Here is a 19663-nt window from a genome sequence, read left to right on the forward strand (position 1 = left end):
GTGCATTCCAGACTGGATACGGACCGGTCCCGGCCCCACCGATGAGTTTCGGGGCCGGGACCGGTCTGTATGTGCGGGACGGATTCCCCCACCCGCACACTCTGGAGGCAGTCATGGCGAGCAACCCCTTCACCACGTGTCTGTGGTTCGACGGCGCGGCGGAGGCCGCCGCCGACTACTACCTGTCGGTGTTCAAGGACGGCAAGCGCGGCCGCGTCGGCCTCTACCCCGAGGGGAGCCCCGGCGTCGCGGGCGAGGTCATGGTCGTCGAGTTCGAGATCAACGGCCAGAGGTTCGTCGGCCTCAACGGCGGCCCGCAGTTCCCCTTCACCGAGGCCGTCTCCTTCCAGATCCACTGCGCCGACGACGCCGAGGCCGACTACTACTACGAGGCGCTGACCGGCGACGGCGGCCAGGAATCCGCCTGCGGCTGGGTCAAGGACAAGTTCGGGCTGTCCTGGCAGGTCATCCCGGCCGGGGCCATCGAGCTGATCTCCGACCCCGACCCGGGGCGGGCCGCGCGGGCCACGGCCGCGATGATGAAGATGAAGAAGCTCGACGTGGCGGAGATGCGGCGGGCGGCCGACGCCGGCTGAGGCGTCAGAGGAACACGTCCTCCGAGGCGATCCGCGCCAGCAGGGCGGGCAGAGCCGTCCCGATGGGCTCGCGGATCACCTCGTCGGCGAGGGGGTCGTACGGGGTCTCCTCCGCGTTCACGATGATCAGGCGGGCCCCCGCCTCCGCGGCCATCCCGGCCAGCGAGGCCGCGGGCTGCACCTGGAGCGTCGAGCCCACGGCCACGAAGACCTGGCACCCCTTGGCGATCGCCACGGCCCCGGCGAGCACCTCGGGGTCCAGCCGCTCCCCGAACATCACGGTCGCCGCCTTCAGGATCCCGCCGCACGCGAGGCAGGCCGGATCCGGCTCCCCGGCGGCGATCCGGGCCAGCGCCTCGTCCATGTCGGTACGGGCACCACAGACCGTGCACACCACGGCCCGCGCCGTGCCGTGCAGTTCGAACACCTTCCGCGCGGAGGTCCCGGCGAGCTGGTGCAGCCCGTCCACGTTCTGCGTGATCACCCGCAGCGGGATCCCGGCACGCTCCAGATCGGCGACGGCGAGGTGCGCGGCGTTCGGCCGCGCCCCCAGGGCCCCGATCTCGGCGCGCATCAGCCAGGACCGGCGCCGGATCTCCGGATCGGCCATGTAGGAGGCGTAGGTCACGAGCTTCTCGGCGTCGGGCTCCCGGCGCCACAACCCCTGAGGCCCCCGGTAGTCGGGAATCCCCGAATCGGTGGACATCCCGGCCCCACTGAACACTGCGACGAGCGGCTTTCCCATGGGGCCGACTCTAGGCAGCCCGGGTGATGATCTCCACGGGGTTTCGGCTAGCTTGCACAGTCCGCGCCCACGCCCCCGTCGGCATCGAGCAGTTCCTGAAGGCGGGGGACCGCGCATCGGGAAGCGCCGCAGCCGCAACCGGGGGCGGGGCACGAGGGACTCGACGTAGTGCAGGAACGAGTTCCGGTTGTGACCAGGGACCGCAGTGCCTCCGGTACGGCACCCAGTGCACGAGTGACCGGCATGCCCGCGTGGAACAGCGGCACCGCGGCCCGGTGTGCCACGACCGCCGCGTCCGGCGGGCCCACGTGCTCCGGTTCGGGATCGGCCACCTCCCAGGTGAACGCCGGGACGGCCACCGTCCCGGCCGGACCCACGGCCTCGCGCAGACTCGCCACCACCGTCGCGGCGCCCCCGTCCACCCGTCCGAGCGCGGACAGCGAGGCGTGCACCATCAACGTCATGCCCTCGCAGACCCCGGCCTCCCGCCAGCCGGCGACCAGCTCACCCATCCCGAGCACGAACGCCCTCCCGCTCCCCGGCCGGCTCCGATTGCGGCAAGTCGGCCTTCCGGTTCCTGTGGCGATCACATCATTGCGCCGGGCCGCCGGTGCATCCGGGGCTCGTGTTCCGCGCGGACGTCCGTAGGGTGGCGGCATGCAGACCACCGTCCTGTACTGCTCCGATCCGCTGAACGGGCGCCGTCCCGACGCCCACTTCGCCGAGGAGGCCCGCGCGGTGCGCGCCGTCGGGGGCGGCGTCGTGCTCATCGACCACGACGCGCTGCTCGCCGGGGACGCCGGCCGGGCCGTGGCCGGGGTGCCCGCCGGGGCGGGGCCGCTCTGGTACCGGGGCTGGATGATTCCGGCGGCCCGGTACGCCGAACTCGATGCGGCCCTGCGCGAGCGCGGCGCCGGACTCCGGGTCACCCCGGACGCGTACCGCCGCGCCCACGAACTCCCCGGCTGGTACGAGGCGTTCGCCGGGCTTACCCCGCCCAGCCGCTGGCTGGCGACACCCCCGGGGAAGACCCCGGAGCCGGCCCGTCTCGCGGACGCCGCCGCGGCCCTGCCGTCCCGCGCGGGCATCGTCAAGGACTACGTCAAGTCCCGCAAACACGAGTGGGCCGAGGCCTGCCACCTCCCCGACCTCGCGGACCGGACCGCCGTCCACCGCGTGGTGAACCGGTTCGTGGAACTCCAGGGCGAGGATCTGGCCGGCGGGGTGGTGCTGCGCGCCTTCGAGACGTTCACGGCGACCGAGGGCGTGGCCACCGAGGTGCGCGTCTGGTGGCGCGACGGCGACCCCCGGCTGGTCACCGCCCACCCCGACAGCCCGTACGCCGAGGCCGCGGCGCCGGACCTCGGGCCGGTGCGGGCCGCCGTCGCGGAGCTCGGCTGCGCCTTCGTCACCACGGACCTCGCACTGCGCGCGGACGGGGTCTGGCGGGTCGTGGAGGTGGGCGACGGGCAGGTGAGCGATCTGCACCGGGAGGCCGATCGCGCGGCGTTCGTCCGTCTCCTGACGGGCGGTTGAGCCCACGCGGACCGCAGTGGTGGATCTGGTACAACAGCGGACATGACGGGACTCGCTGGATTCGAGATCAACGGCGCGAGCGCCGCCGACATGGCGCTGCTCCGGGACTGGGCCGATGAGGAGGGCTGGAACCCCGGGGACTCCGACCGGTTCGCGTTCGCGGTCGCCGATCCGGGCGGATTCCTCGTCGGGCGGCTCCGTGGGGAGCCCGTCGCCTGCATCTCGGCGGTCCGCTACGGCGCCGGATTCGGCTTCATCGGCTTCTACATCGCCCGCCCCGACGTGCGCGGGCAGGGGTACGGGATCCGGTTGTGGAAGGCCGGGATGGAGCGGCTCGACGGGCGGCTCGTCGGGCTGGACGGAGTGGTCGAGCAGCAGCACAACTACCGCAAGTCCGGCTTCCGCTCGGCCTGGAACAACGTCCGTTACGAGGGGGTGCCGCGGGCGTCCGGGGACCTCCCGCAGGAGCCGGCGCCCGGGGTGCGGATCGTGGACGCGGCCACCCTGCCCTTCGGGCAACTCGCCGCGTACGACCGGAGGTTCTTCCCCACGCCGCGCGACGCCTTCCTCTCCGCCTGGGTCGCGCTGCCCGGCCGCATCGCCGTCGCCGCCGTCCGGGACGGCCGGGTCGAGGGGCTGGGAGTGGTCCGGCCGAGCAGCGGCGCCGCGCGCCTCGGCCCGCTCTACGCCGCCGACCCGGCCGTCGCCGCCGCCCTCCTGCTCCGGCTCGCGGAACGGACCCCCGACGGCAAGGTCGCCGTGGACGTGCCGGACGCCCATCCGCGAGCCGCCGCCCTGCTGGGCGGACTGGGCCTGGCCCCGACGTTCGAGACCGCCCGGATGTACACCGGCCAGGAACCGGACCTCGACCTGACCGGCATCTACGGGGTCACCAGCCTGGAGCTGGGCTGACTCAGATGGTGAAGGCCGCGCCGGTGCTGTTCCACAGCGCGCACGGGTTCGCGTAGGTGTAGCTGTAGCTCATCCGGCGGCCCTGCCACACGCCTTCGGCGGTGACGGTCAGCGGGCTCCACTCCCGGGTACACGCCGCGTCGGGGCGCGGCTCGGCGAGTGCGTCCAGGTCGGGGGCGTGGGCCTGTAACTCGGCGCAGGCGGCTTCCGGGTCCGGGTGGGTTCCGCCGGGCCGGGGCGCGCAGACCAGGGTGACCGCGCGCAGCACCGTACCGCCCACCGCGTCCTCGCCGTCGGTCACGCTCAGGACGAGCGCGGACGGGGCGTACAGGCTTTCGCCGCCGGCGGGTGCGGCTCCGGCGGCGCCCGAGCCGGCCAGGGCGGTGAGGGCGGTGAGCCCCATGGCGGCGGACGACAGTCCCAGGGTCCTGGTGACGGATCGCATGTCGAACACTCCTCGCGTCGTTGTGTCGGATAACGGACGCGAGTCTTGCCCATGCGGAACCGGAACGCCCGTTCGCACCGCTACTTCTCGTCACGCAGCGCGCACGCATGACCGCAGACCGCAGCGGTCCGGGGCGCCTGACCTGTGGGGGAGCGGTGGGTGGAATCGGCCCGAACCGCCCGGGTCAGCTCGCGGCGAGCCGGGGGGCGTACGTGTCGAGGAGGCGGGTCCGGGTCTGGTGCAGCCGCAGCGCGAGGACCCGCCCGACCCAGTGGCCGAGGGCGGACCCGAAGGCCGGATCGGCGTCCATGAGCATCCGTACGGTCGTGGCGTCGAACTCGTACGCGCGGACGGGCGTCATGGCCTCGGCGCCCAGCTGCCACACGTACGGCGGGAACAGCCACGACCAGCCGACCAGCTCTCCCGGGCCCAGGCTCTCGATGGGGGTGGGCCGGCGGCCCGGAACCGGGATCTCCAGGGTCACCGTGCCGGAGCGCACGATCCAGAAGGAATCCGCCCGGCTGCCCTCGTCGAAGATCCGCGCGCCCTCGGGGAAATTGACCTCACGGGCGTGGGACATCAGCCGTCCGCGGTACTCGGTCGACAGGACGGCAGCGATCCGGATGGGGGAAGGTGTGCTCACGACGGCCTCCGATCGGGACCCCCCGCTCCCCCCAGTGTCGCCCACGCCGGGCCGAATCCGAGGTGTCCACCTCCGGAGAATTGTCCGATTTTCGGCGATGCAAACCCGGAGGTGCTCCGCGGCTGCTCCGCGGTCATTCCTCGGCACCGGCCTCCAGGCAGGCCAGCTCCATGGCGTCGAGGACGGCCTCGTGGCTGCGCCCGCTCAGTTCGGAGACGTTCTCGATCTGTGCCGTCGCCCAAGCCGCCAGGGTCATCACCAGCACGCGGAGCCCGTCGGTCCCGTACTCGGCGAGTACCTCGTCGGCGGTGTTCATCGCCTCCTCGGGCACCTGTTCCGGTGGTTCCAGCCCGGCCAGGCCGCGGAGCAGGGTCAGGGTGCGGCGGGAGATCTCGGGGGTCATCCTGGCCAGCCGCGTGTCTTCTTCGTCGCTCATCCCGCTCCGCCCCTCCGGTCCCGCGCCCGCGCCCGCGTACGTCCCCGGGCGTGCGCTTCTGCCCGTGCCTGTGCCGTCCCCCCAGGGCACCGTAGAGGGGCGCGGGCCCGGGTGGGGCGGCAATCGCCAGAACGGGCCCGGCGTCCCATGTTCCGGACGGATGGGCGGGTGCGCGCCCGCGGTGTCGTCGGCGCGGGCCGTCCCGTCGCAGTCCGTGGCGGCGAGCCGGAAGCCGGCCTGGGGTGTCCGGACCGGTGCGATATGGGATCCGATGGGTCAAGTGCGGTGAAAGGAGCCGAGGTTCCTTCTGGGGGCCCGTGGGCGCGGCCGTGGACGTCCGTACGATAGCTTCCGGCCATTCCGTTTTTCACGGTCCGTCAATCCGGTCCGTCATTCCGCATTCCATATCGAACTGGGGGGTTCATGCGTAGATCCAGAGGGCTGGCAGCCGCTCTCACCCTGGCCCTGGCCGGCACCTGCACGGCCATGGGCCTCGGCCTCGTGGAAGAGGCCGCGGCCATCACGCCGCCGGTGGCCTTCACCGCCGACGAACTGCCCACCTGGCAGGTCAACGGCGTCGTCTGGGCCCTCGCCGAGGCGGGCGACCAGGTCTTCGTCGGCGGCACCTTCTCGGCGGTTCGCCCGCCGGACGGCGCCGCCGGGACCGAGCAGGAGGCGGTGAACTTCGCGACGCTCGACGCCGCGACGGGCGCCCCGACCGCCTGCAAGCTGTCCTTCACCGTGGGTTCCGGTACCGCCACCGTCCGCGCGCTCGCCCTGTCACCGGACAAGGCGACCCTGTACGCCGGCGGCTACTTCGGAGCCGTCAACGGCACCCCGGTTTCCAGCCTCGCCGCCATCGACGTGGCGAGCTGCACCGTGAAGACCGACTTCCGGCCCGCCTTCGCGGCCACCGTCCGGGCCCTCGCCGTCACCGGCGACACCGTGTACGCGGGCGGCGACTTCCTCACCGTCGCGGGCCAGACCCGCGAGCGGTTCGCAGCGGTCGCCGCGGCCGACGGCGCGCTCAAGCCGTTCACCGCGAACGCCGACGAGCCGGGCCGGGCCGTCGAACTCACCCCGGACGGGCAGCACGTGCTCCTGGGCGGTGACTTCTTCACCGTGGGCGGTACGAACAGCCACGCCCTCGCCGTCGTCGACGCGACGAGCGGCGCCGTCACCAAGGCCTACCCGGGGTTCATCGAGACCAACTCCGTGGTCAAGGACATCGCCACCGACGCGACCGGCTTCTACACCGGCAACGAGGGAACGGGCGGAGGCGTCTTCGACGGCCGGATCGCCCTGAACCTGAGCGACTTCGGCCAGCGCTGGCGCGACACCTGCCTCGGGGCGACCCAGGCCGTGCTCCCGTACCAGGACGTGCTCTACAGCGCCTCGCACGCACACGACTGCTCGGGCATCGGCGAGTTCCCGGACGGGCAGCGCCACCACCTGCTCGCGCAGCCGACCACCGCGACCGGCAAGCTGGGCTGGGCTCCCGACACCAACGACGGCATCGGCGAGGGCATCGGCCCGCGCGCGATGGCGGTCGGCGCCAAGGGCGGAGTCCAGTACCTCTGGGTCGGCGGCGAGTTCACCACCGTCAACGGTGCGGCGCAGCAGAGCCTGACGCGCTTCGCCTCCACCGGGGACACGGGCGCGCCCAGCGTCCCGGTGACGAGCGCCGTGAGCTTCAAGCCCGGTGAGGTGCAGGTGCGCTGGCGCACCAGCCTCGACCTGGACGACAGCAGGCTCACGTACAAGGTCTACCGCAACGGTTCGGCCACGCCGATCGCCACGGTCGAGGCGGACTCGCTGTTCTTCCGCCGCCCGCAGGCCTCCTGGACCGACACCACCGTGACCGCGGGGCAGTCCTACACCTACCGGGTGACCGCCACCGACGCGGCCGGCAACACCAGCGCGCTGTCGGCGACGGCGAGCGTGACGGTGCCGGCCTCGGCCGACGCGTACCCCAGCGCGGTCCGTACGGACGGCGCCCAGCTGTTCTGGCGCTACGACGAGTCGGCCCTGCCCTTCGTCGCGGACTCCTCGGACGGCAACCAGAGCGGTGTGCACCTGAACGCCCCCGCCCTGCGCCAGACGCCCGGTGCGGTCACGGGCGCGAGCACGGCCATCGGCTTCAACGGCACGGACACCCAGGTGTACGGGGACCGGCGCCAGAACGTCGGCTCCACCTACAGCATCGAGACCTGGTTCAAGACGAACACCACCACGGGCGGCAAGCTCATCGGGTTCGGCAACAACCAGGCCCGCGGCAGCAGTCAGTACGACAAGCACATCTACATGACCAATGACGGCCGGCTCGTCTACGGCGTCTACAGCGGCGGGACCCACACCGTCACGACCGCCGCCGCGTACAACGACAACCAGTGGCACCACGTCGTCGCGACCCAGGGTCCGGGCGGCATGACCCTGTACGTGGACGGCGCCCAGAAGGGCACGCTGGGCTTCACCGCGCACGAGAACTTCGCCGGTTACTGGCACGTGGGCGGCGACAGCCTCGGCGGCTGGCCGGACCGTCCGGTCAGCGAGTACTGGGCGGGCCAGCTGGACGAGACCGCCGTCTACCCGACGGTCCTGAGTGCGGCCCAGGTGCAGAACCACCACACCTTGGCCTCCGCCCCGGCCGACTCGGTCGTCGAGGTCCAGGCCGCGGAGGACACCTACGCCAACGCGGGCGCCCCGAGCACCAATTACGGGACGTCCGGCTCGCTCGCGGTCCGCGGAACCTCGTTCTACGCGAGCTACCTGCGGTTCAACCTGCCCGCCGCACCCGCCGGCACGGTGCTCAAGTCGGCCACGCTGAGTGTGAAGACCAGCACCATGGCCGGCGCCGGTACGACGGACACGGTGTCCGTGCTCCCGGTCACCGGCTCCTGGACGGAGGCCGGAACCACGTACGCCAACCGCCCGGCACTCGGCAGCCCGGCGCTCGGCAGCTTCGCGGGCGTCCCGGACGGCTCGGCCGTCCAGACGACCGGCCTGGACAAGGCCACCGTCGCCGGAGCACTCGGCAGCGCGTACAGCCTGGCGCTGAGCAGCGCCGGGACGGACGCCCTGTGGCTGTGGTCCTCGGAGGCCGCGGCCAACGAGGGTGGCCCGAAGCTGACGCTCACCTTCGGCGCGCCGTAGCGGGAGCGGATTTCGCACGCGGCGGCCGGGGCGGTTCCCACGCCCCGGCCGCCGCTGTGTTTCCCTACGCCCGACCGGCGTGGTGGACGTGCGCCAGGATCTGCCGGAGCAGGGCGTCGACGTGTGCGTCGTGGAGTTCGTAGATCACGCTGCGCCCGTCGCGGCGGCCGGTCACCAGGTCGAGGTGGCGCAGGAGCCGCAGATGGTTCGAGACGGTGGGCTGGCCGAGGTCGAGTGCCTCGGCCAGCTCGCCGACCGAGCAGGGGGCGTGCAGCAGGCGGGCGAGGATGCGGATCCGGGCCGGGGAGGCCAGGCCCTGCAGGACCTCGGCCACGGCGGCGGCGTCCGGTTCGGTGAGCGGTTCCGGTTCCATGCCGGCCACTTTAGATCAGTACATCAGGATCTCCCCAGGTTCATATATTTCAACATGCTGATATGTTGATGTCATGACTGAAGCTGAGAACGCGACCACGAGCGGTGGTGCGACCACCCACCGCCACGGATTCCTGGGCGAGCGCGCGGAGCTGGTCAGCGCCCTGCTCGCCCTCACCGTCTACCTCGCGGGCCTGACCCTCCAGCTCACCGGCCACGGAGGCCCCGTACCTAGGGCCCTCTTCCTCGCGGCGTACGCCTTCGGCGGGTTCTTCACCCTCCGCGAGGCCCTCCTCGCCGTACGCGGCGGCCGCTTCCAGGTCGACTTCCTCATGCTCGTCGCCGCGGCCGGCGCCGCCGCGATCGGGCGCTGGGAGGAGGGCGCCGTCCTGCTCGTCCTGTTCAGCCTGGGCCACGCCCTGGAGGGCTACGCCATGGGCCGGGCCCGCCGCTCCATCGAAGCGCTCGGCGCGCTGGCCCCGCGTACCGCCCTGGTGCGCCGGGGCACGGGGGCGCCGGTGGAGGTCCCGGTCGAGGAGCTGGCCGTCGGGGACACCGTCGTCGTCCGCCCCCACACCCGGGTTCCGGCCGACGGCTTCGTCGCCGCCGGCACCGGCAGCGTCGACCAGTCGCCCATCACAGGCGAGAGCGTCCCCGCGGACAAGGTCCCCGTCGCCGACCGGGCCGCCGCCCTCGCCGACCCGGGCGCGGCCGGTCCGGAAAGCCGCGTCTACGCCGGCACGGTCAACGGATCCGGCGCCCTCGACATCGCCGTCACCCGCCTCGCCGGGGAAAACACCCTGGCCAGGGTCGTCAAGCTGGTCCAGGACGCCGAGGAGCGCACCTCGCCGACCCAGCGGTTCACCGAGCGGTTCACGAAGTTCTTCGTACCGGGCGTCCTCGTACTCGTCGCCGTACTGCTCGCCGCCGGGGCGCTCACCGGCGAGCCCTTCGCCGACACCTTCTACCGCGCCATGGCCGTCCTCGTCGCCGCCAGCCCCTGCGCCCTGGCCATCGCCACCCCGGCCGCCGTGCTCAGCGCCGTGGGCCGGGCGGCGCGCGGGGGAGTCCTGGTCAAGGGCGGGGCGCCGCTGGAGGAGTTCGGCCGGCTGCGGACCATCGCCTTCGACAAGACCGGCACCCTGACCGAGGGCCGGCCCCGCCTCACCGAGATCGAGCCCGTCCACGCCGCCGGGCGCGAGGAGCTGCTGCGCACCGCCGTCGCCGTGCAGCGCCTCAGCGACCATCCCCTCGCACAGGCCGTGGTCCGCGACGGCGCGGGACTCGTGCGGGCGGCTGCCGTTTCCGAGGCCGTCGTCTCCGAGGCCTTCGTGGCTGAAGCCGTCGTCTCCGAAGTCGCCGTCGCTGAAGCAGCCGTCTCCGAAGCCGCCCCGTCCGAGGCCAGGAACCTGCGCGCCCTCGTCGGCCTCGGGATCGTCGCCGAGCTCGACGGGGAGGCCGTCCACATCGGCAGCCTCGCCTACGCGGACACCCTCGCGGGCCCGCCCGTACCGGCCCGGCTCCGCGACCGTACGGAGGAACTCGCCCGGACCGGCCGCACCACCATGCTGGTCCGCCGCGGCGACCGCTGGCTCGGCACGCTCGGCCTGATGGACGCCCCGCGCCCCGAGGCCGCCGCGGCGGTGGCCGCCCTGCGCGGGCTCGGCGTGCAGCGGACCGTGATGTTGTCCGGCGACGACCAGCGGGTGGCCGACGCGGTGGGCCGCGCGGTCGGCATGGACGAGGTCCGGGGCGGCCTGCTGCCCGAGGACAAGGTCGCCGAGGTGGCCCGGCTGCGCCGCACGGCCCGTACGGCGATGATCGGCGACGGCGTGAACGACGCCCCGGCCATGGCCGGAGCCACCGTCGGCGTGGCGATGGGCGCGGCCGGCTCGGCCGTGGCACTGGAGACGGCGGACATCGCGCTGATGTCCGACGACCTGCGCCGGCTCCCCTTCATCACCGGCCTCAGCCGCCGCGCGAGCCGCGTCATCCGCCAGAACCTCTGGCTGAGCCTCGGCATCGTCGCGGTGCTCGTCCCGGCCACCGCCCTGGGGCTCGGCATCGGCCCGGCGGTCCTGGTCCACGAGGGTTCCACCCTCGTGGTCGTCGCCAACGCGCTGCGCCTCCTGCGCTACGCCGACTGAGCCGCGGCTGCGTCCGTGAACGCGTAGTCGAAGGCGTACTCCACCGAGGTGTCGCCGTAGCGGTGGGCGAACGAGCCGGAGCCCCCGAGGCCGGTCAGGCCGCCGGTGCCCGAGCCGGGGACCACGGTGAAGGTGCAGTGGGTGCCGGTGGCGTCGAAGGTGCCGCGTTCCTCCAGGACGAAGGCGCCTTCGCGGCCGTCGACGGTACCGGTGACCAGCTCCATGCCGGTGAAGGTGCCGGTGGTGTCCCCCGTGTAGGCCACGGTGTAGGCGCAGGTGGTCGCGGGTGCGGTGAGGGCGCCGGCGAAGGCGTTGGTGACCGTGGCACGGGCCAGGCGGGGGAAGACGCCTTCCGGGCCGACCGGGTGCTCCTCCCAGTCCTTGAAGGTGAAACCGTTGGTCGTGGTCGTGGTCGTGGGCACGGGGGCCTCCTGCTGGTGCGGGCGGGTTCGGCGTTCGGCGGGCTGTCGGCCCGTCTGTGCACAGCCTGGACCGCGTACCTGACATCTCCTGTCAGGTATGCCGGACAATGACCGCATGCGCGCCGACCGGCTCCTCTCTCTCCTCCTGCTGCTCCAGAACCGCGGCCGGATGACCGCCCCCGAGCTCGCCGCCGAACTGGAGGTCTCCGTCCGCACCGTGTACCGGGACGTCGAGGCGCTCGGAGCCTCCGGGATCCCCGTCCACGCGGACCGCGGGCCGGCCGGCGGATTCCGCCTGGTCGACGGTTACCGGACCCGGCTCACCGGCCTCACCGACGTCCAGGCCGGCTCCCTGTTCCTCGCCGGCGCCCCCGGCCCCGCCCGGGACCTCGGCCTCGGCGCGGACCTCACCGCCGCGCAGCTGAAACTCGAGGCCGCCCTCCCCGCCGAACTCGCCGACCGGGCCCGCCGGATACAGCAGCGCTTCCACCTCGACGCGCCCGCGTGGTTCCGGGACGCCGACCCCGTACCGCACCTCGCGCAGATCGCCGAGGCGGTGTGGGAGCAGCGGACCCTGAAGACCCACTACCGCCGCTGGAGCGGAGCCGTCCACCGGGTGCTGTGGCCGCTCGGACTCGTCCTCAAGGGCGGCATCTGGTACCTGGTCGCCCGGGCCGCGGAGGCGGAGGGGGTGGCGGTGGCCGTGGCGACGGAGGTGGAGGGCGAGGCAGAGGGGCCCCCGGCCGCCCCCGGGAACGCCGAGGGCGCCGTGCGGACCTACCGGGTGGGGAGGTTCCTCGCCGTGGACACCCCGGGCGAGCGCTTCGAACGCCCCGAGGGTTTCGAACTCGCCGCCTACTGGGAGGAGTCCGCCCGCCGCCTGGAGGCGGCCACGCGCCGGCAGACCGCCTTCGTACGGCTCTCCCCGCGCGCCCGGCGCCTGCTGCCGATGTGGTTCGGGGCGGCGGGCGTCCGCGCCCTCGCCACCGCGGGGCCGCCGGACGCGGAGGGCTGGGTGGGCGTGGAACTCGCCGTCGAGTCCGGTTCCGTGGCCGTCGGAGACCTGCTCCGCCTCGGCGCGGAGGCCGAGGTGCTCGGACCGCCGGAGCTGCGCCGGGCCCTCGCGGACACGGTGGCCGAACTGGCCGGCCGCTACAGGTGAGGACCTGTGGAACAGGTGAGAACCAGGGGCAAACCGGTTGCGCGCGGCCGATGGCCCGGCGAAGATCCACGGCATGACGACACGAAAGGGCGTTCTGCGCCCGGGGCTTTGAGCCCCCGAACGCCGGGTCCCGAGGGCCCGGCCGACTGTGTGGACGCCTGGCTGGACGAGGCCGGGCAGGACCGTACCGGCGATGCCTACGGGGCGGCCCGCTCCGCGCTCTTCGCCGCCGTACGCCGTGACGGCGACGGCCCCGAGGCGAGGCGGCTCGCCTCCCTTGCCTCCGGCGCGCGGGGCGACGTACGGCTGTGGGTGCTCCGGCTGCTCACCGATCTGGCATCCGGCGCCGAGGACCGTACGGCCGCGGCCCGGACCGCGCTGCCCCTGCTGGACGACCCCGACCCGCGCGTGCGGCGGGCGGCCGCCTGGCTGTTCGCCGAGGCGGACCGGTCAGGGGCCGAGCAGCTCCTGACCGCCCCGGTGGACCATCCCGGCGCACCCGACCCGGTGGCCCGCCTCGCGCTCGCCGAGGCCCTGCTCGTACGGGACGGGGACGGCCTCGCGGAGCGGCTGGGCACCGACGCCGATCCTGCGGTCAGACTGCGCGCCGCCCCGGCTCCCGAGGGCGAAGCCGTCCTCGAGGACCTCGACACGGCCGGGACGCGGATCGGCGGCCCCGGCAGCCGGGTGACCTGGCGGATCGGCACCGTGTGGGGGATGAAGGCGCGCAGCTCCGTGGACGAGAGCACCTGCTCCGCGTGGATCGCCCGGCTCGCGGTCCGGCCGGCGGAGGCGGCCCGGCTCGCGGCCCTGGACCTGGCGGCGGAGGCGATGCGCCACTGGCGCGCCGCCCCGGCGGCCCTCGTACCGCACCTGCGGCCACTGCTGGCGGACCCCTCGGCGGGGCCCGCGGCCGTACGCGTGCTCGGGGCCTCGCTGGAGGCCACCCGGCTGTGCCGGGAGGAACTGGCGGAGCCCGGTGCCAGCCGGGCGGAGGCGGCCACGTTGGCGCTCGCCCGGATCGGGGACGTACGGGCCCTCCCGGAGCTCTGCCGGATCGTCCGCGCGGGGTCGTCCGGGTGGCAGTCCGCGGAAGCCGCCAAGGGCCTGGCCGGTGTACCCGGCGCGGACCTCGCCCCGCTCGTGGCGGCGGCCGTGGCGGCCCTGGACCTGCCCGGGCCCGAGGAAGCGCGACGCGCGCTCGCCGTTCTGAGCGCGTGCGGAGCGGCCGCGGCCCCCGCCGTGCCCACGCTGGTCCGGATGCTGGCGGGGCTGCCGGCCGGGCCGCCGACCGGCAGCCCGCGCAACCAACGGGAGAGCCGCCGGGCGGGCAACCTGATCGCCGCGCTCGGAGCCATCGGTCCGGCGGCGGCCCCCGCCCTGCCCCTCCTCGACGCGATCCCCGAGAACGGTCCCGGCACCCGCGCCGGGCACACCGCCATGGCCAGGATCCGGATCTCCGGGGACCGCCGCCGGGCGGAGCAGACACTCGCCGGGCTGGGGGACCGGCCGCGCGACGTCGCCCTGGCGGCCCGGATCCTGGAGTGGCTGGCCGACCACGGCGGACTGGAGCCCCACCACGTGGCCCGCCTCCGCGAGAACGCCGCCGACGCGGAGCGCACGCACCCGCGACTCCTCGCCACCTTGTGGCTGCACGCCGGGGACGAGCCGACGGGACCGCGGCTCGACGCCCTCCTGGACCACGTGGCCCGCGACGGCTTCGGCCCGTACGTCAGCCGAGCCCTGGCAGCCCTGGGCCCCGCCGCAGCCCCGGCCCTGCCGACCCTACGGGCGGCGGCGGAGCAGCGCGTCCGCATCCCGATGCACCTCGGCGACCGCGACGAGGAGATGCGCGAGGACGAACGCCTGGCCGAAGCGATCCACAACACCCTGCACCGCATCGCCGGGCTCCGGCATGAAAAACCGGGCTCCGAAGGGGAGACGGCCTAAGGCGTGTCTTCCGGATCAGGCCGGGCCCGCGGTGTCCGGTGCCGCGCGGGCCTTGGCCGCCGCTCCGGGGCGGGGCACGCCGTATTCGGCGAGTGTGCTCCGGCGGTGTGCCCCGCGGGTACCGGATTTCGGCGGTGGTGTCAGGCAGTGGGCGGTGGTTCGACCTCCAGGAAGCGGCGGCGGCGGGGGCCGCGGTACAGCAGGCAGACCCAGCCGAGGCGTTCGAGGGCGGCAGCGCAGGCCGTGAGGCGTTCCTGTTCCTCCTCGGCCGCGCCGCCGCCCGGTGGGCCGAGCCAGGTCACCTCGACGCGGCCCTCCCCGGACGCGGCGGTGCCCACCCGGTACCCGGTCCGGGTGCGCGGCCCGTCCGGGTCCTGCGGATCCCGCGCCGACGGCGGGATGCCCGCCGCTTCCAGTACGAGGGCCACCGCGCGCGGCATCAGCCGGAGCTCCCACGGGGCGGGAACTCCGGCGCCGGACGGGCCGTTGACGAGCCGGCGGATCTGCAGCAGGCCCTCGTAGGCGGTACGGAGCTCCGCCGCCCGCCCGGCCTCGGAGGCCGCGGGGCCGTCGCCGCTCGCCGGTTCGAAGCCCTGCCCGGGTGTGTTCACGTACGGCTGTCCTCTCCTGCGATCCGATCCGATCCGATCCGATCCGGTCCAGTGCAATCCAGTCCGGTCTCGGCGCGTGCGCTTCTGAGTACCTCACACCCAACGGCCTGAGTATCCGGGCCGATTCCCGGAGCGGCCCCCGCTGATCGAATGGGGGCATGACCTCCGAGACCGTCACCAGCGCCGCCACCGCCACCGCGCCCGCCGCGAACCGCCCGCGGATGCAGCAGCACGTGACCACCGCCGGTTCCGCGCTCGCCGTGGCCCTGGTCCCGCTCGTGGTCGGGGTCCTGGTGGCCAAGGGGCTCGCCGCGGACCCGCACGCGCCGGTCAACGCCCTGATCACCAGCGGCGGCCAGCGTGCCGGTCTGCCGCGGGCGGAGTGGCGCCGCCGCGGGCACGCCACGATGCGCCGGCTGCGCACGGTCCGGCGCGGAGCCGTGCGCGGAACGGTACGGGGCGCGGCACGGGGGCGTGCCTACGTGACGGGCGGCCGTCCGGCGGGTCGCTGAGCCCGCAGCCAGGCCCCGGCGGCCTTCGGGGAGCGCAGCCGCACCACCCGCAGCGGGGCGAACCGGGCGTCGCCGGCCAGCCCGCCGATCTCCGCACGCCGGGCCCCGTACTGGGACCAGGCCCACCACACGGGGTGGTCGGCGTGCAGCCACTCCCGCCACCGCTCCCGGTTGCCGCCGAACAGCCGCTCCCGCAGCAGGCTCCGGCGCAGCGAGCGCACCAGGACCCGGCGCATGACCGTACGGCGCGGCTGGTCCAGCCACACCACGGTGTCGGCCCGCCGCCACAGCAGCTCGCGCGCGGCCTCGGGCCCGTGGGAGTCGAGGATCCACCGGTCGCCCTCCCCGATCCGTGCGAGGTCCGCGACGTAGGACGGGCTGACGGCCCACCCCGGCCCGGAGAAGTGCAGTTCGTCCATCTCGTGGTACGGCAGGGCGAGCAGCCGTCCCAACTCCCGTGCCAGGGTGGACTTGCCGGCTCCGCTGATGCCGACCACGAGTACGCGTTGCATCAGCGGAGCCTAATCGGAGGCGTGGCCCGTCAGGCGCCGAGCGGTTCCTGCAGTTCGGTGACCCACTGGTTCCGGTCCTCCGGGCAGGCCAGCGACACCTCGCGGGCGTAGCCGGAGGAGCGCTCCCCGTTCGCGTCGATCCACTGGGCCAGGGCCTGCGCGGTCGGCAGGACGGAGTCCATCGAGCCCCGGTGCACGACCGTCGCCGCCCGCTCGACGGCGGGCAGTACGACGATGCGTACGTCGCCTCCGAGGTCCTCGGCCCGGACGTCCGGCGCCACCGCCACCCCTGCGTGGACCAGGACGGCACCGGGACGGGACGCGTCACCGGCGTCCTCGTAGTACGCCACGCCGGGGGCCGTCAGCGTGACGCCGGCGGCCTCGACACGGCTCAGCAGCTCTTCGTAGAGCGGGCCGATGACCGGGCCGATGTCCTGCCCGTCGTAGCTGGCCGCGACCCCGCTCAACTCGGCCAGGCGGACGGGCGGAAGGCTCTTCACGACGATGTCGATGGAAGACATGGTTCCCTCGTTCTCGATGATCCGGAGCCTCGTCTCGACCTGGGTCAGCCGGGCCGCCGCAGCGGCCATGGCCGATTCCAGTTCCGCCTGCCGCAGCCGCAGCATGCCGCGCAGCTCCTCCGCGCTCACCAGCTCGTCGAGTATCGACCCCACCTGTTCCAGGCTGAAGCCGAGCTCTTTGAGCGCGATGACACGGTTGAGGCGGGCGAGCTGCCCGGCCTCGTAGTAGCGGTAGCCGCTGGCGGGGTCGACACGGGCCGGGTGCAGCAGTCCGAGGGCGTCGTAGTGACGCAGCATGCGGACCGATACCCGGCCGTGCTTGGCGAAGTCTCCGATGGTGAACATGACGCCTTCCAGTGCAGGCCCTGACACGGTGTGAGAGTCAAGCGCGCCCAGAATATGCGGCCATGTGCGGCCATCAGGCCAGGTCAGCGGCCGGCTTGGCGGATGCAGAGATCCACGATGGAAGGCGGCAGGGACCCTTCCGCGGCCGCGCACAGCTCGTCCGTACGGGGCAACGGCGGTACGGGGTTCCGTGCGGGGCGGTCGGGCCGGGCGGCGGCCTTCTTGGGCGGGTGCGCGCGGCGCGGCGCCGCCGGCTTCGTGCGTCGTTCGGCCGCCGGGCGCGGGGCCTCGGCGGCACGCCGGGCGGGTGCGTGCCCGGCGGCCCGGCCGGCGCCGGTCCGGTCGGCGCCGTCATGGTCGGCGCCGGCCCCCGCCGGGAGTTCGCCGAGGGGCAGCGCCTCGGCGGGGAGCCCCACCGCACCGGCCGCGGGGGACGCGCCGCCCGGCCCGCTCAGATCCGGCGCATCGGCGGGCGGTACGGAGCCGCGCGCGGGCACGTCGGACACCCCCGGGCCGCCGGCGGACACGCAGCCGGCGCTCGCGAGGAGGGCGACGAGGGAGAGGGGCAGGACCCGGCGCAACTGCATCGGACCACCATGCCGCACCGGCGGGCGGGCCGGTTCCCGCGCTCGCGTGCGGGGGTGGGGCGGGGACGGCCGAGTGGGCCGGGAAGGGCGCCGCGGGGGCTGCTGAAACGGTTCGGCGGGCTCACTGTGGTCGTTTCAGCCGTGTCGGGAGGTTCACCGGCCCGGGAGCACGCCCACGTGGACGGGGGTGGACCTGGCGGAGAAATCCGGACAAGGTTCGGATGGGAACGACAGTACGGATGCCGGGGGAGGCGCGACCTCCGGTATTCCGCACCGCCGTGCCGGTTCCCCGGACCGGCCCCGCCCGAGCGGTGGGAAGGCTCCGGTGGGCCGCCCGCCTGCCCTCCCGCCTGCCCCGTATGGAGTCCCGCCCCATGACCGCAGCCCCCGCGCCCGGCAACGAACCGCAGCCCCCGGAGCCGGAGCACCCGCAGAGCACCGCTCCCGTACCTGCCTCGGCTCCTGCTTCCGTCCCCGTTCCCGTTCCCGTTCCCGTTCCTTCCTCCGACCCTGCTCCAGTGCCCCCGCCCGGATCGCCCGGATCGTCCGCTGGGCCCGCCTCCGCGACGGGCGAGGCGGTCGCGGTCGCTGCGGACCAGGCCGCCGCCGGGTGGCGGGGATGGGGGGCCGTAGGGGCGGTGGCGCTCGGGATCTTCTGCCTCATCACCTCCGAGCTGCTGCCCGTCGGCCTGCTCACCCCCGTGGGCGCCGATCTCGGTGTATCCGACGGCACCGCCGGGCTGATGGTCACCGTGCCCGGGCTGATCGCGGGATTCTGCGCGCCCCTCGTCACCGTGGGCGCCGGCCGGCTCGACCGGCGGTGGGTACTGGTCGTGCTGATCGCCCTGATGGCCGTCGCCAACCTGGTCGCGGCCCTCGCGCCGGGCTTCGGGGTGCTGCTGGCCGCCCGGCTGCTCGTCGGGGTCAGCGTCGGCGGGTTCTGGGCCATAGCCGGCGGCCTCGCCGTCCGCCTCGTCCCGGCGCACCACGTCGGCCGGGCCACCGCGCTCGTCTTCGGCGGAGTCCCCACGGCCTCGGTGCTCGGCGTTCCGGCCGGGACCCTGCTCGGTGAACTCGGCGGCTGGCGCTTCGCCTTCGCGGCCGTGGGCGGGCTCGGCCTCCTCACCCTGGCCGCGCTGCTCCTGCTGCTCCCTCCGCTGCCGCCGACCCGGACCATCACCTTCGCCCAGCTCCCGGCCCTGCTCCGGCGCAACCGCGCGGTCCGGGCCGGGGTGGCCGTCACCTTCCTGCTGGTGACGGGGCAGTTCGCCGCGTACACGTTCGTACGGCCCATCCTGCAGGACGTGTCCGGTGTCAACGCCGCCTACGTGAGCACCCTGCTCCTCGGGTACGGGGTGGCCGGCGTGGCCGGCAACTTCCTGGCGGGGGCGCGCGACCCGTACCGCACGCTGTTCACGGTCGGGGCCTCCCTCGCCGTGATCCTGGCGCTGCTCGCCACGGTGCCGGGACCGGTCGCGGGGACGGTGCTGTTGCTGGCCTGGGGGCTCGTGTACGGCGGGGTCTCGGTCAGTCTCCAGAGCTGGATGATCAAGGCCGCACCGGATGATGCGGAGGCCGCCTCCTCGCTCATGGTGGCGATGTTCAACCTGGCCATCGCCGCGGGTGCGCTGGCGGGCGGTCTCGCCGTCGACGGGATCTCGGTCCCCGCGGCCCCCTGGGCCGGAGCCGCCCTGATGGCCCTGGCCGCCGTCACCGTCCGGGTCACCTCGACGTCCCGCGCGGCCACGCGAGCCGTCACGGGCGGGGGAGAGGCGCCCGCACCCGGCGCCACCCCTACCGGAGGCCTCGCCGAGGCCCGCGACGCCTCACCGGTCGACCGGCGATAGGTCCCGGAGTATGGGCCAGCGGTAGACCCTGGAGCAGGAGTTGACCGTCCGCAATCCGGACGGGCGACCTCCCCGGCCGGGCAGCGGGACCGATCCCGACGGGACGGTTCCGGTGAAGTGGTCATGCCCAGACGGGGCGGATGGGGTGGATCGGACATCCGGCTTGACCTGGGGCATCTCCTGGGGAAAGAGTGCGCCGGTCGAACACC

Annotated in this window: 20 protein-coding genes; 9 read left to right on the top strand and 11 right to left on the bottom strand. The window is 74.2% G+C overall.

The genetic code is table 11. The annotated features are described in order from the left end of the window. The first annotated feature begins 113 nt into the window (after positions 1-113). The gene (locus ACE1OC_RS36215) at positions 114-596 is read left to right on the top strand and encodes a VOC family protein (protein WP_250739239.1); all 483 of its coding nucleotides are present in this window, start codon (positions 114-116) and stop codon (positions 594-596) included. 4 nt (positions 597-600) lie between these two features. Here ACE1OC_RS36215 and ACE1OC_RS36220 read toward each other — a convergent pair whose 3' ends face one another. Next, positions 601-1341, bottom strand: coding sequence for an SIR2 family NAD-dependent protein deacylase (locus tag ACE1OC_RS36220; RefSeq protein WP_407840550.1), 741 nt, complete (start codon positions 1339-1341; stop codon positions 601-603). A 47-nt stretch (positions 1342-1388) separates the two neighbouring features. Beyond that, the gene (locus tag ACE1OC_RS36225; RefSeq protein WP_407841788.1) at positions 1389-1853 is read right to left on the bottom strand and encodes an AAC(3) family N-acetyltransferase; all 465 of its coding nucleotides are present in this window, start codon (positions 1851-1853) and stop codon (positions 1389-1391) included. Positions 1854-1998: 145 nt separating this feature from the next. Between ACE1OC_RS36225 and ACE1OC_RS36230 the strand changes: the two genes are divergently transcribed. Then, on the top strand, positions 1999-2877 hold the full coding sequence (locus tag ACE1OC_RS36230; RefSeq protein ID WP_407840551.1) for an ATP-grasp domain-containing protein: 879 nt from the start codon (positions 1999-2001) through the stop codon (positions 2875-2877). Between the two features lie 42 nt (positions 2878-2919). After that, a complete protein-coding gene (locus tag ACE1OC_RS36235) occupies positions 2920-3789 on the top strand; it encodes a GNAT family N-acetyltransferase (protein WP_407840552.1) in 870 nt (289 codons plus the stop codon). Between the two features lies 1 nt (position 3790). Here ACE1OC_RS36235 and ACE1OC_RS36240 read toward each other — a convergent pair whose 3' ends face one another. The 3 genes from ACE1OC_RS36240 to ACE1OC_RS36250 form a co-directional block, all read right to left on the bottom strand. Continuing rightward, positions 3791-4234 carry a subtilase-type protease inhibitor gene (locus ACE1OC_RS36240; RefSeq protein ID WP_407840553.1) on the bottom strand — a complete coding sequence of 148 codons (444 nt, stop codon included), beginning with the start codon at positions 4232-4234 and terminating at the stop codon, positions 3791-3793. Between the two features lie 184 nt (positions 4235-4418). Beyond that, positions 4419-4877, bottom strand: coding sequence for a Crp/Fnr family transcriptional regulator (locus ACE1OC_RS36245; protein ID WP_407840554.1), 459 nt, complete (start codon positions 4875-4877; stop codon positions 4419-4421). A gap of 133 nt (positions 4878-5010) precedes the next feature. Beyond that, on the bottom strand, positions 5011-5313 hold the full coding sequence (locus tag ACE1OC_RS36250) for a hypothetical protein (RefSeq protein ID WP_250739249.1): 303 nt from the start codon (positions 5311-5313) through the stop codon (positions 5011-5013). A 423-nt stretch (positions 5314-5736) separates the two neighbouring features. Between ACE1OC_RS36250 and ACE1OC_RS36255 the strand changes: the two genes are divergently transcribed. Next, positions 5737-8466 carry a DNRLRE domain-containing protein gene (locus ACE1OC_RS36255; protein ID WP_407840555.1) on the top strand — a complete coding sequence of 910 codons (2730 nt, stop codon included), beginning with the start codon at positions 5737-5739 and terminating at the stop codon, positions 8464-8466. Between the two features lie 64 nt (positions 8467-8530). Here the strand turns inward: ACE1OC_RS36255 and ACE1OC_RS36260 are convergent, their stop codons facing one another. Beyond that, entirely contained in the window at positions 8531-8839 is a 309-nt protein-coding gene (locus tag ACE1OC_RS36260) for an ArsR/SmtB family transcription factor (RefSeq protein ID WP_407840556.1), read from the bottom strand. Between the two features lie 73 nt (positions 8840-8912). On the opposite strand from ACE1OC_RS36260, the gene ACE1OC_RS36265 reads away from it, so the two are divergent. Beyond that, positions 8913-10985, top strand: coding sequence for a heavy metal translocating P-type ATPase (locus tag ACE1OC_RS36265; protein WP_407840557.1), 2073 nt, complete (start codon positions 8913-8915; stop codon positions 10983-10985). Here ACE1OC_RS36265 and ACE1OC_RS36270 read toward each other — a convergent pair. Beyond that, entirely contained in the window at positions 10973-11407 is a 435-nt protein-coding gene (locus tag ACE1OC_RS36270) for a DUF3224 domain-containing protein (protein WP_407840558.1), read from the bottom strand. The genes ACE1OC_RS36265 and ACE1OC_RS36270 overlap by 13 nt on opposite strands. A gap of 115 nt (positions 11408-11522) precedes the next feature. On the opposite strand from ACE1OC_RS36270, the gene ACE1OC_RS36275 reads away from it, so the two are divergent. Together ACE1OC_RS36275 and ACE1OC_RS36280 are read left to right on the top strand one after the other, a co-directional pair. Further along, positions 11523-12569, top strand: a complete 1047-nt coding sequence (locus tag ACE1OC_RS36275) for a helix-turn-helix transcriptional regulator (RefSeq protein WP_407841789.1) — start codon at positions 11523-11525, stop codon at positions 12567-12569. Positions 12570-12677: 108 nt separating this feature from the next. After that, on the top strand, positions 12678-14519 hold the full coding sequence (locus ACE1OC_RS36280) for a hypothetical protein (protein WP_407840559.1): 1842 nt from the start codon (positions 12678-12680) through the stop codon (positions 14517-14519). A 140-nt stretch (positions 14520-14659) separates the two neighbouring features. On the opposite strand, the gene ACE1OC_RS36285 is transcribed toward ACE1OC_RS36280, so the two are convergent. After that, a complete protein-coding gene (locus tag ACE1OC_RS36285; RefSeq protein ID WP_407840560.1) occupies positions 14660-15130 on the bottom strand; it encodes a hypothetical protein in 471 nt (156 codons plus the stop codon). 158 nt (positions 15131-15288) lie between these two features. Here ACE1OC_RS36285 and ACE1OC_RS36290 point away from each other — a divergent pair, with 158 nt between their 5' ends. Then, entirely contained in the window at positions 15289-15642 is a 354-nt protein-coding gene (locus tag ACE1OC_RS36290; RefSeq protein WP_407840561.1) for a hypothetical protein, read from the top strand. Here the strand turns inward: ACE1OC_RS36290 and ACE1OC_RS36295 are convergent. The 3 genes from ACE1OC_RS36295 to ACE1OC_RS36305 all read right to left on the bottom strand — a co-directional run bounded on the left by ACE1OC_RS36295 (position 15609) and on the right by ACE1OC_RS36305 (position 17607). After that, complete coding sequence (locus ACE1OC_RS36295; RefSeq protein ID WP_407840562.1) at positions 15609-16154, bottom strand: adenylate kinase; 546 nt, start codon at positions 16152-16154, stop codon at positions 15609-15611. The two genes, ACE1OC_RS36290 and ACE1OC_RS36295, sit on opposite strands and share 34 nt — an antisense overlap. 29 nt (positions 16155-16183) lie before the next feature. Beyond that, positions 16184-17020 carry a MerR family transcriptional regulator gene (locus ACE1OC_RS36300; RefSeq protein ID WP_407840563.1) on the bottom strand — a complete coding sequence of 279 codons (837 nt, stop codon included), beginning with the start codon at positions 17018-17020 and terminating at the stop codon, positions 16184-16186. A gap of 83 nt (positions 17021-17103) precedes the next feature. Then, a complete protein-coding gene (locus tag ACE1OC_RS36305; RefSeq protein ID WP_407840564.1) occupies positions 17104-17607 on the bottom strand; it encodes a hypothetical protein in 504 nt (167 codons plus the stop codon). Positions 17608-18125: 518 nt separating this feature from the next. On the opposite strand from ACE1OC_RS36305, the gene ACE1OC_RS36310 reads away from it, so the two are divergent. Continuing rightward, positions 18126-19454 (top strand): MFS transporter, encoded by a 1329-nt coding sequence (locus tag ACE1OC_RS36310; RefSeq protein ID WP_407840565.1) that lies wholly within the window; start codon positions 18126-18128, stop codon positions 19452-19454. Positions 19455-19663 lie beyond the last annotated feature (209 nt).

Origin of the sequence: Streptomyces stoeckheimensis (assembly GCF_045822005.1) — a bacterium.
Classification (GTDB): domain Bacteria; phylum Actinomycetota; class Actinomycetes; order Streptomycetales; family Streptomycetaceae; genus Streptomyces; species Streptomyces stoeckheimensis.

Bases quoted from the DNA above. Each gene is read 5' to 3' on its own strand.
- ACE1OC_RS36215 (WP_250739239.1), top strand. From the start codon at position 114: ATGGCGAGCAACCCCTTCACCACGTGTCTGTGGTTCGACGGCGCGGCG.
- ACE1OC_RS36220 (WP_407840550.1), bottom strand. From the start codon at position 1,341: ATGGGAAAGCCGCTCGTCGCAGTGTTCAGTGGGGCCGGGATGTCCACC.
- ACE1OC_RS36225 (WP_407841788.1), bottom strand. From the start codon at position 1,853: ATGGGTGAGCTGGTCGCCGGCTGGCGGGAGGCCGGGGTCTGCGAGGGC.
- ACE1OC_RS36230 (WP_407840551.1), top strand. From the start codon at position 1,999: ATGCAGACCACCGTCCTGTACTGCTCCGATCCGCTGAACGGGCGCCGT.
- ACE1OC_RS36235 (WP_407840552.1), top strand. From the start codon at position 2,920: ATGACGGGACTCGCTGGATTCGAGATCAACGGCGCGAGCGCCGCCGAC.
- ACE1OC_RS36240 (WP_407840553.1), bottom strand. From the start codon at position 4,234: ATGCGATCCGTCACCAGGACCCTGGGACTGTCGTCCGCCGCCATGGGG.
- ACE1OC_RS36250 (WP_250739249.1), bottom strand. From the start codon at position 5,313: ATGAGCGACGAAGAAGACACGCGGCTGGCCAGGATGACCCCCGAGATC.
- ACE1OC_RS36255 (WP_407840555.1), top strand. From the start codon at position 5,737: ATGCGTAGATCCAGAGGGCTGGCAGCCGCTCTCACCCTGGCCCTGGCC.
- ACE1OC_RS36260 (WP_407840556.1), bottom strand. From the start codon at position 8,839: ATGGAACCGGAACCGCTCACCGAACCGGACGCCGCCGCCGTGGCCGAG.
- ACE1OC_RS36265 (WP_407840557.1), top strand. From the start codon at position 8,913: ATGACTGAAGCTGAGAACGCGACCACGAGCGGTGGTGCGACCACCCAC.
- ACE1OC_RS36275 (WP_407841789.1), top strand. From the start codon at position 11,523: ATGCGCGCCGACCGGCTCCTCTCTCTCCTCCTGCTGCTCCAGAACCGC.
- ACE1OC_RS36290 (WP_407840561.1), top strand. From the start codon at position 15,289: ATGACCTCCGAGACCGTCACCAGCGCCGCCACCGCCACCGCGCCCGCC.
- ACE1OC_RS36295 (WP_407840562.1), bottom strand. From the start codon at position 16,154: ATGCAACGCGTACTCGTGGTCGGCATCAGCGGAGCCGGCAAGTCCACC.
- ACE1OC_RS36300 (WP_407840563.1), bottom strand. From the start codon at position 17,020: ATGTTCACCATCGGAGACTTCGCCAAGCACGGCCGGGTATCGGTCCGC.
- ACE1OC_RS36305 (WP_407840564.1), bottom strand. From the start codon at position 17,607: ATGCAGTTGCGCCGGGTCCTGCCCCTCTCCCTCGTCGCCCTCCTCGCG.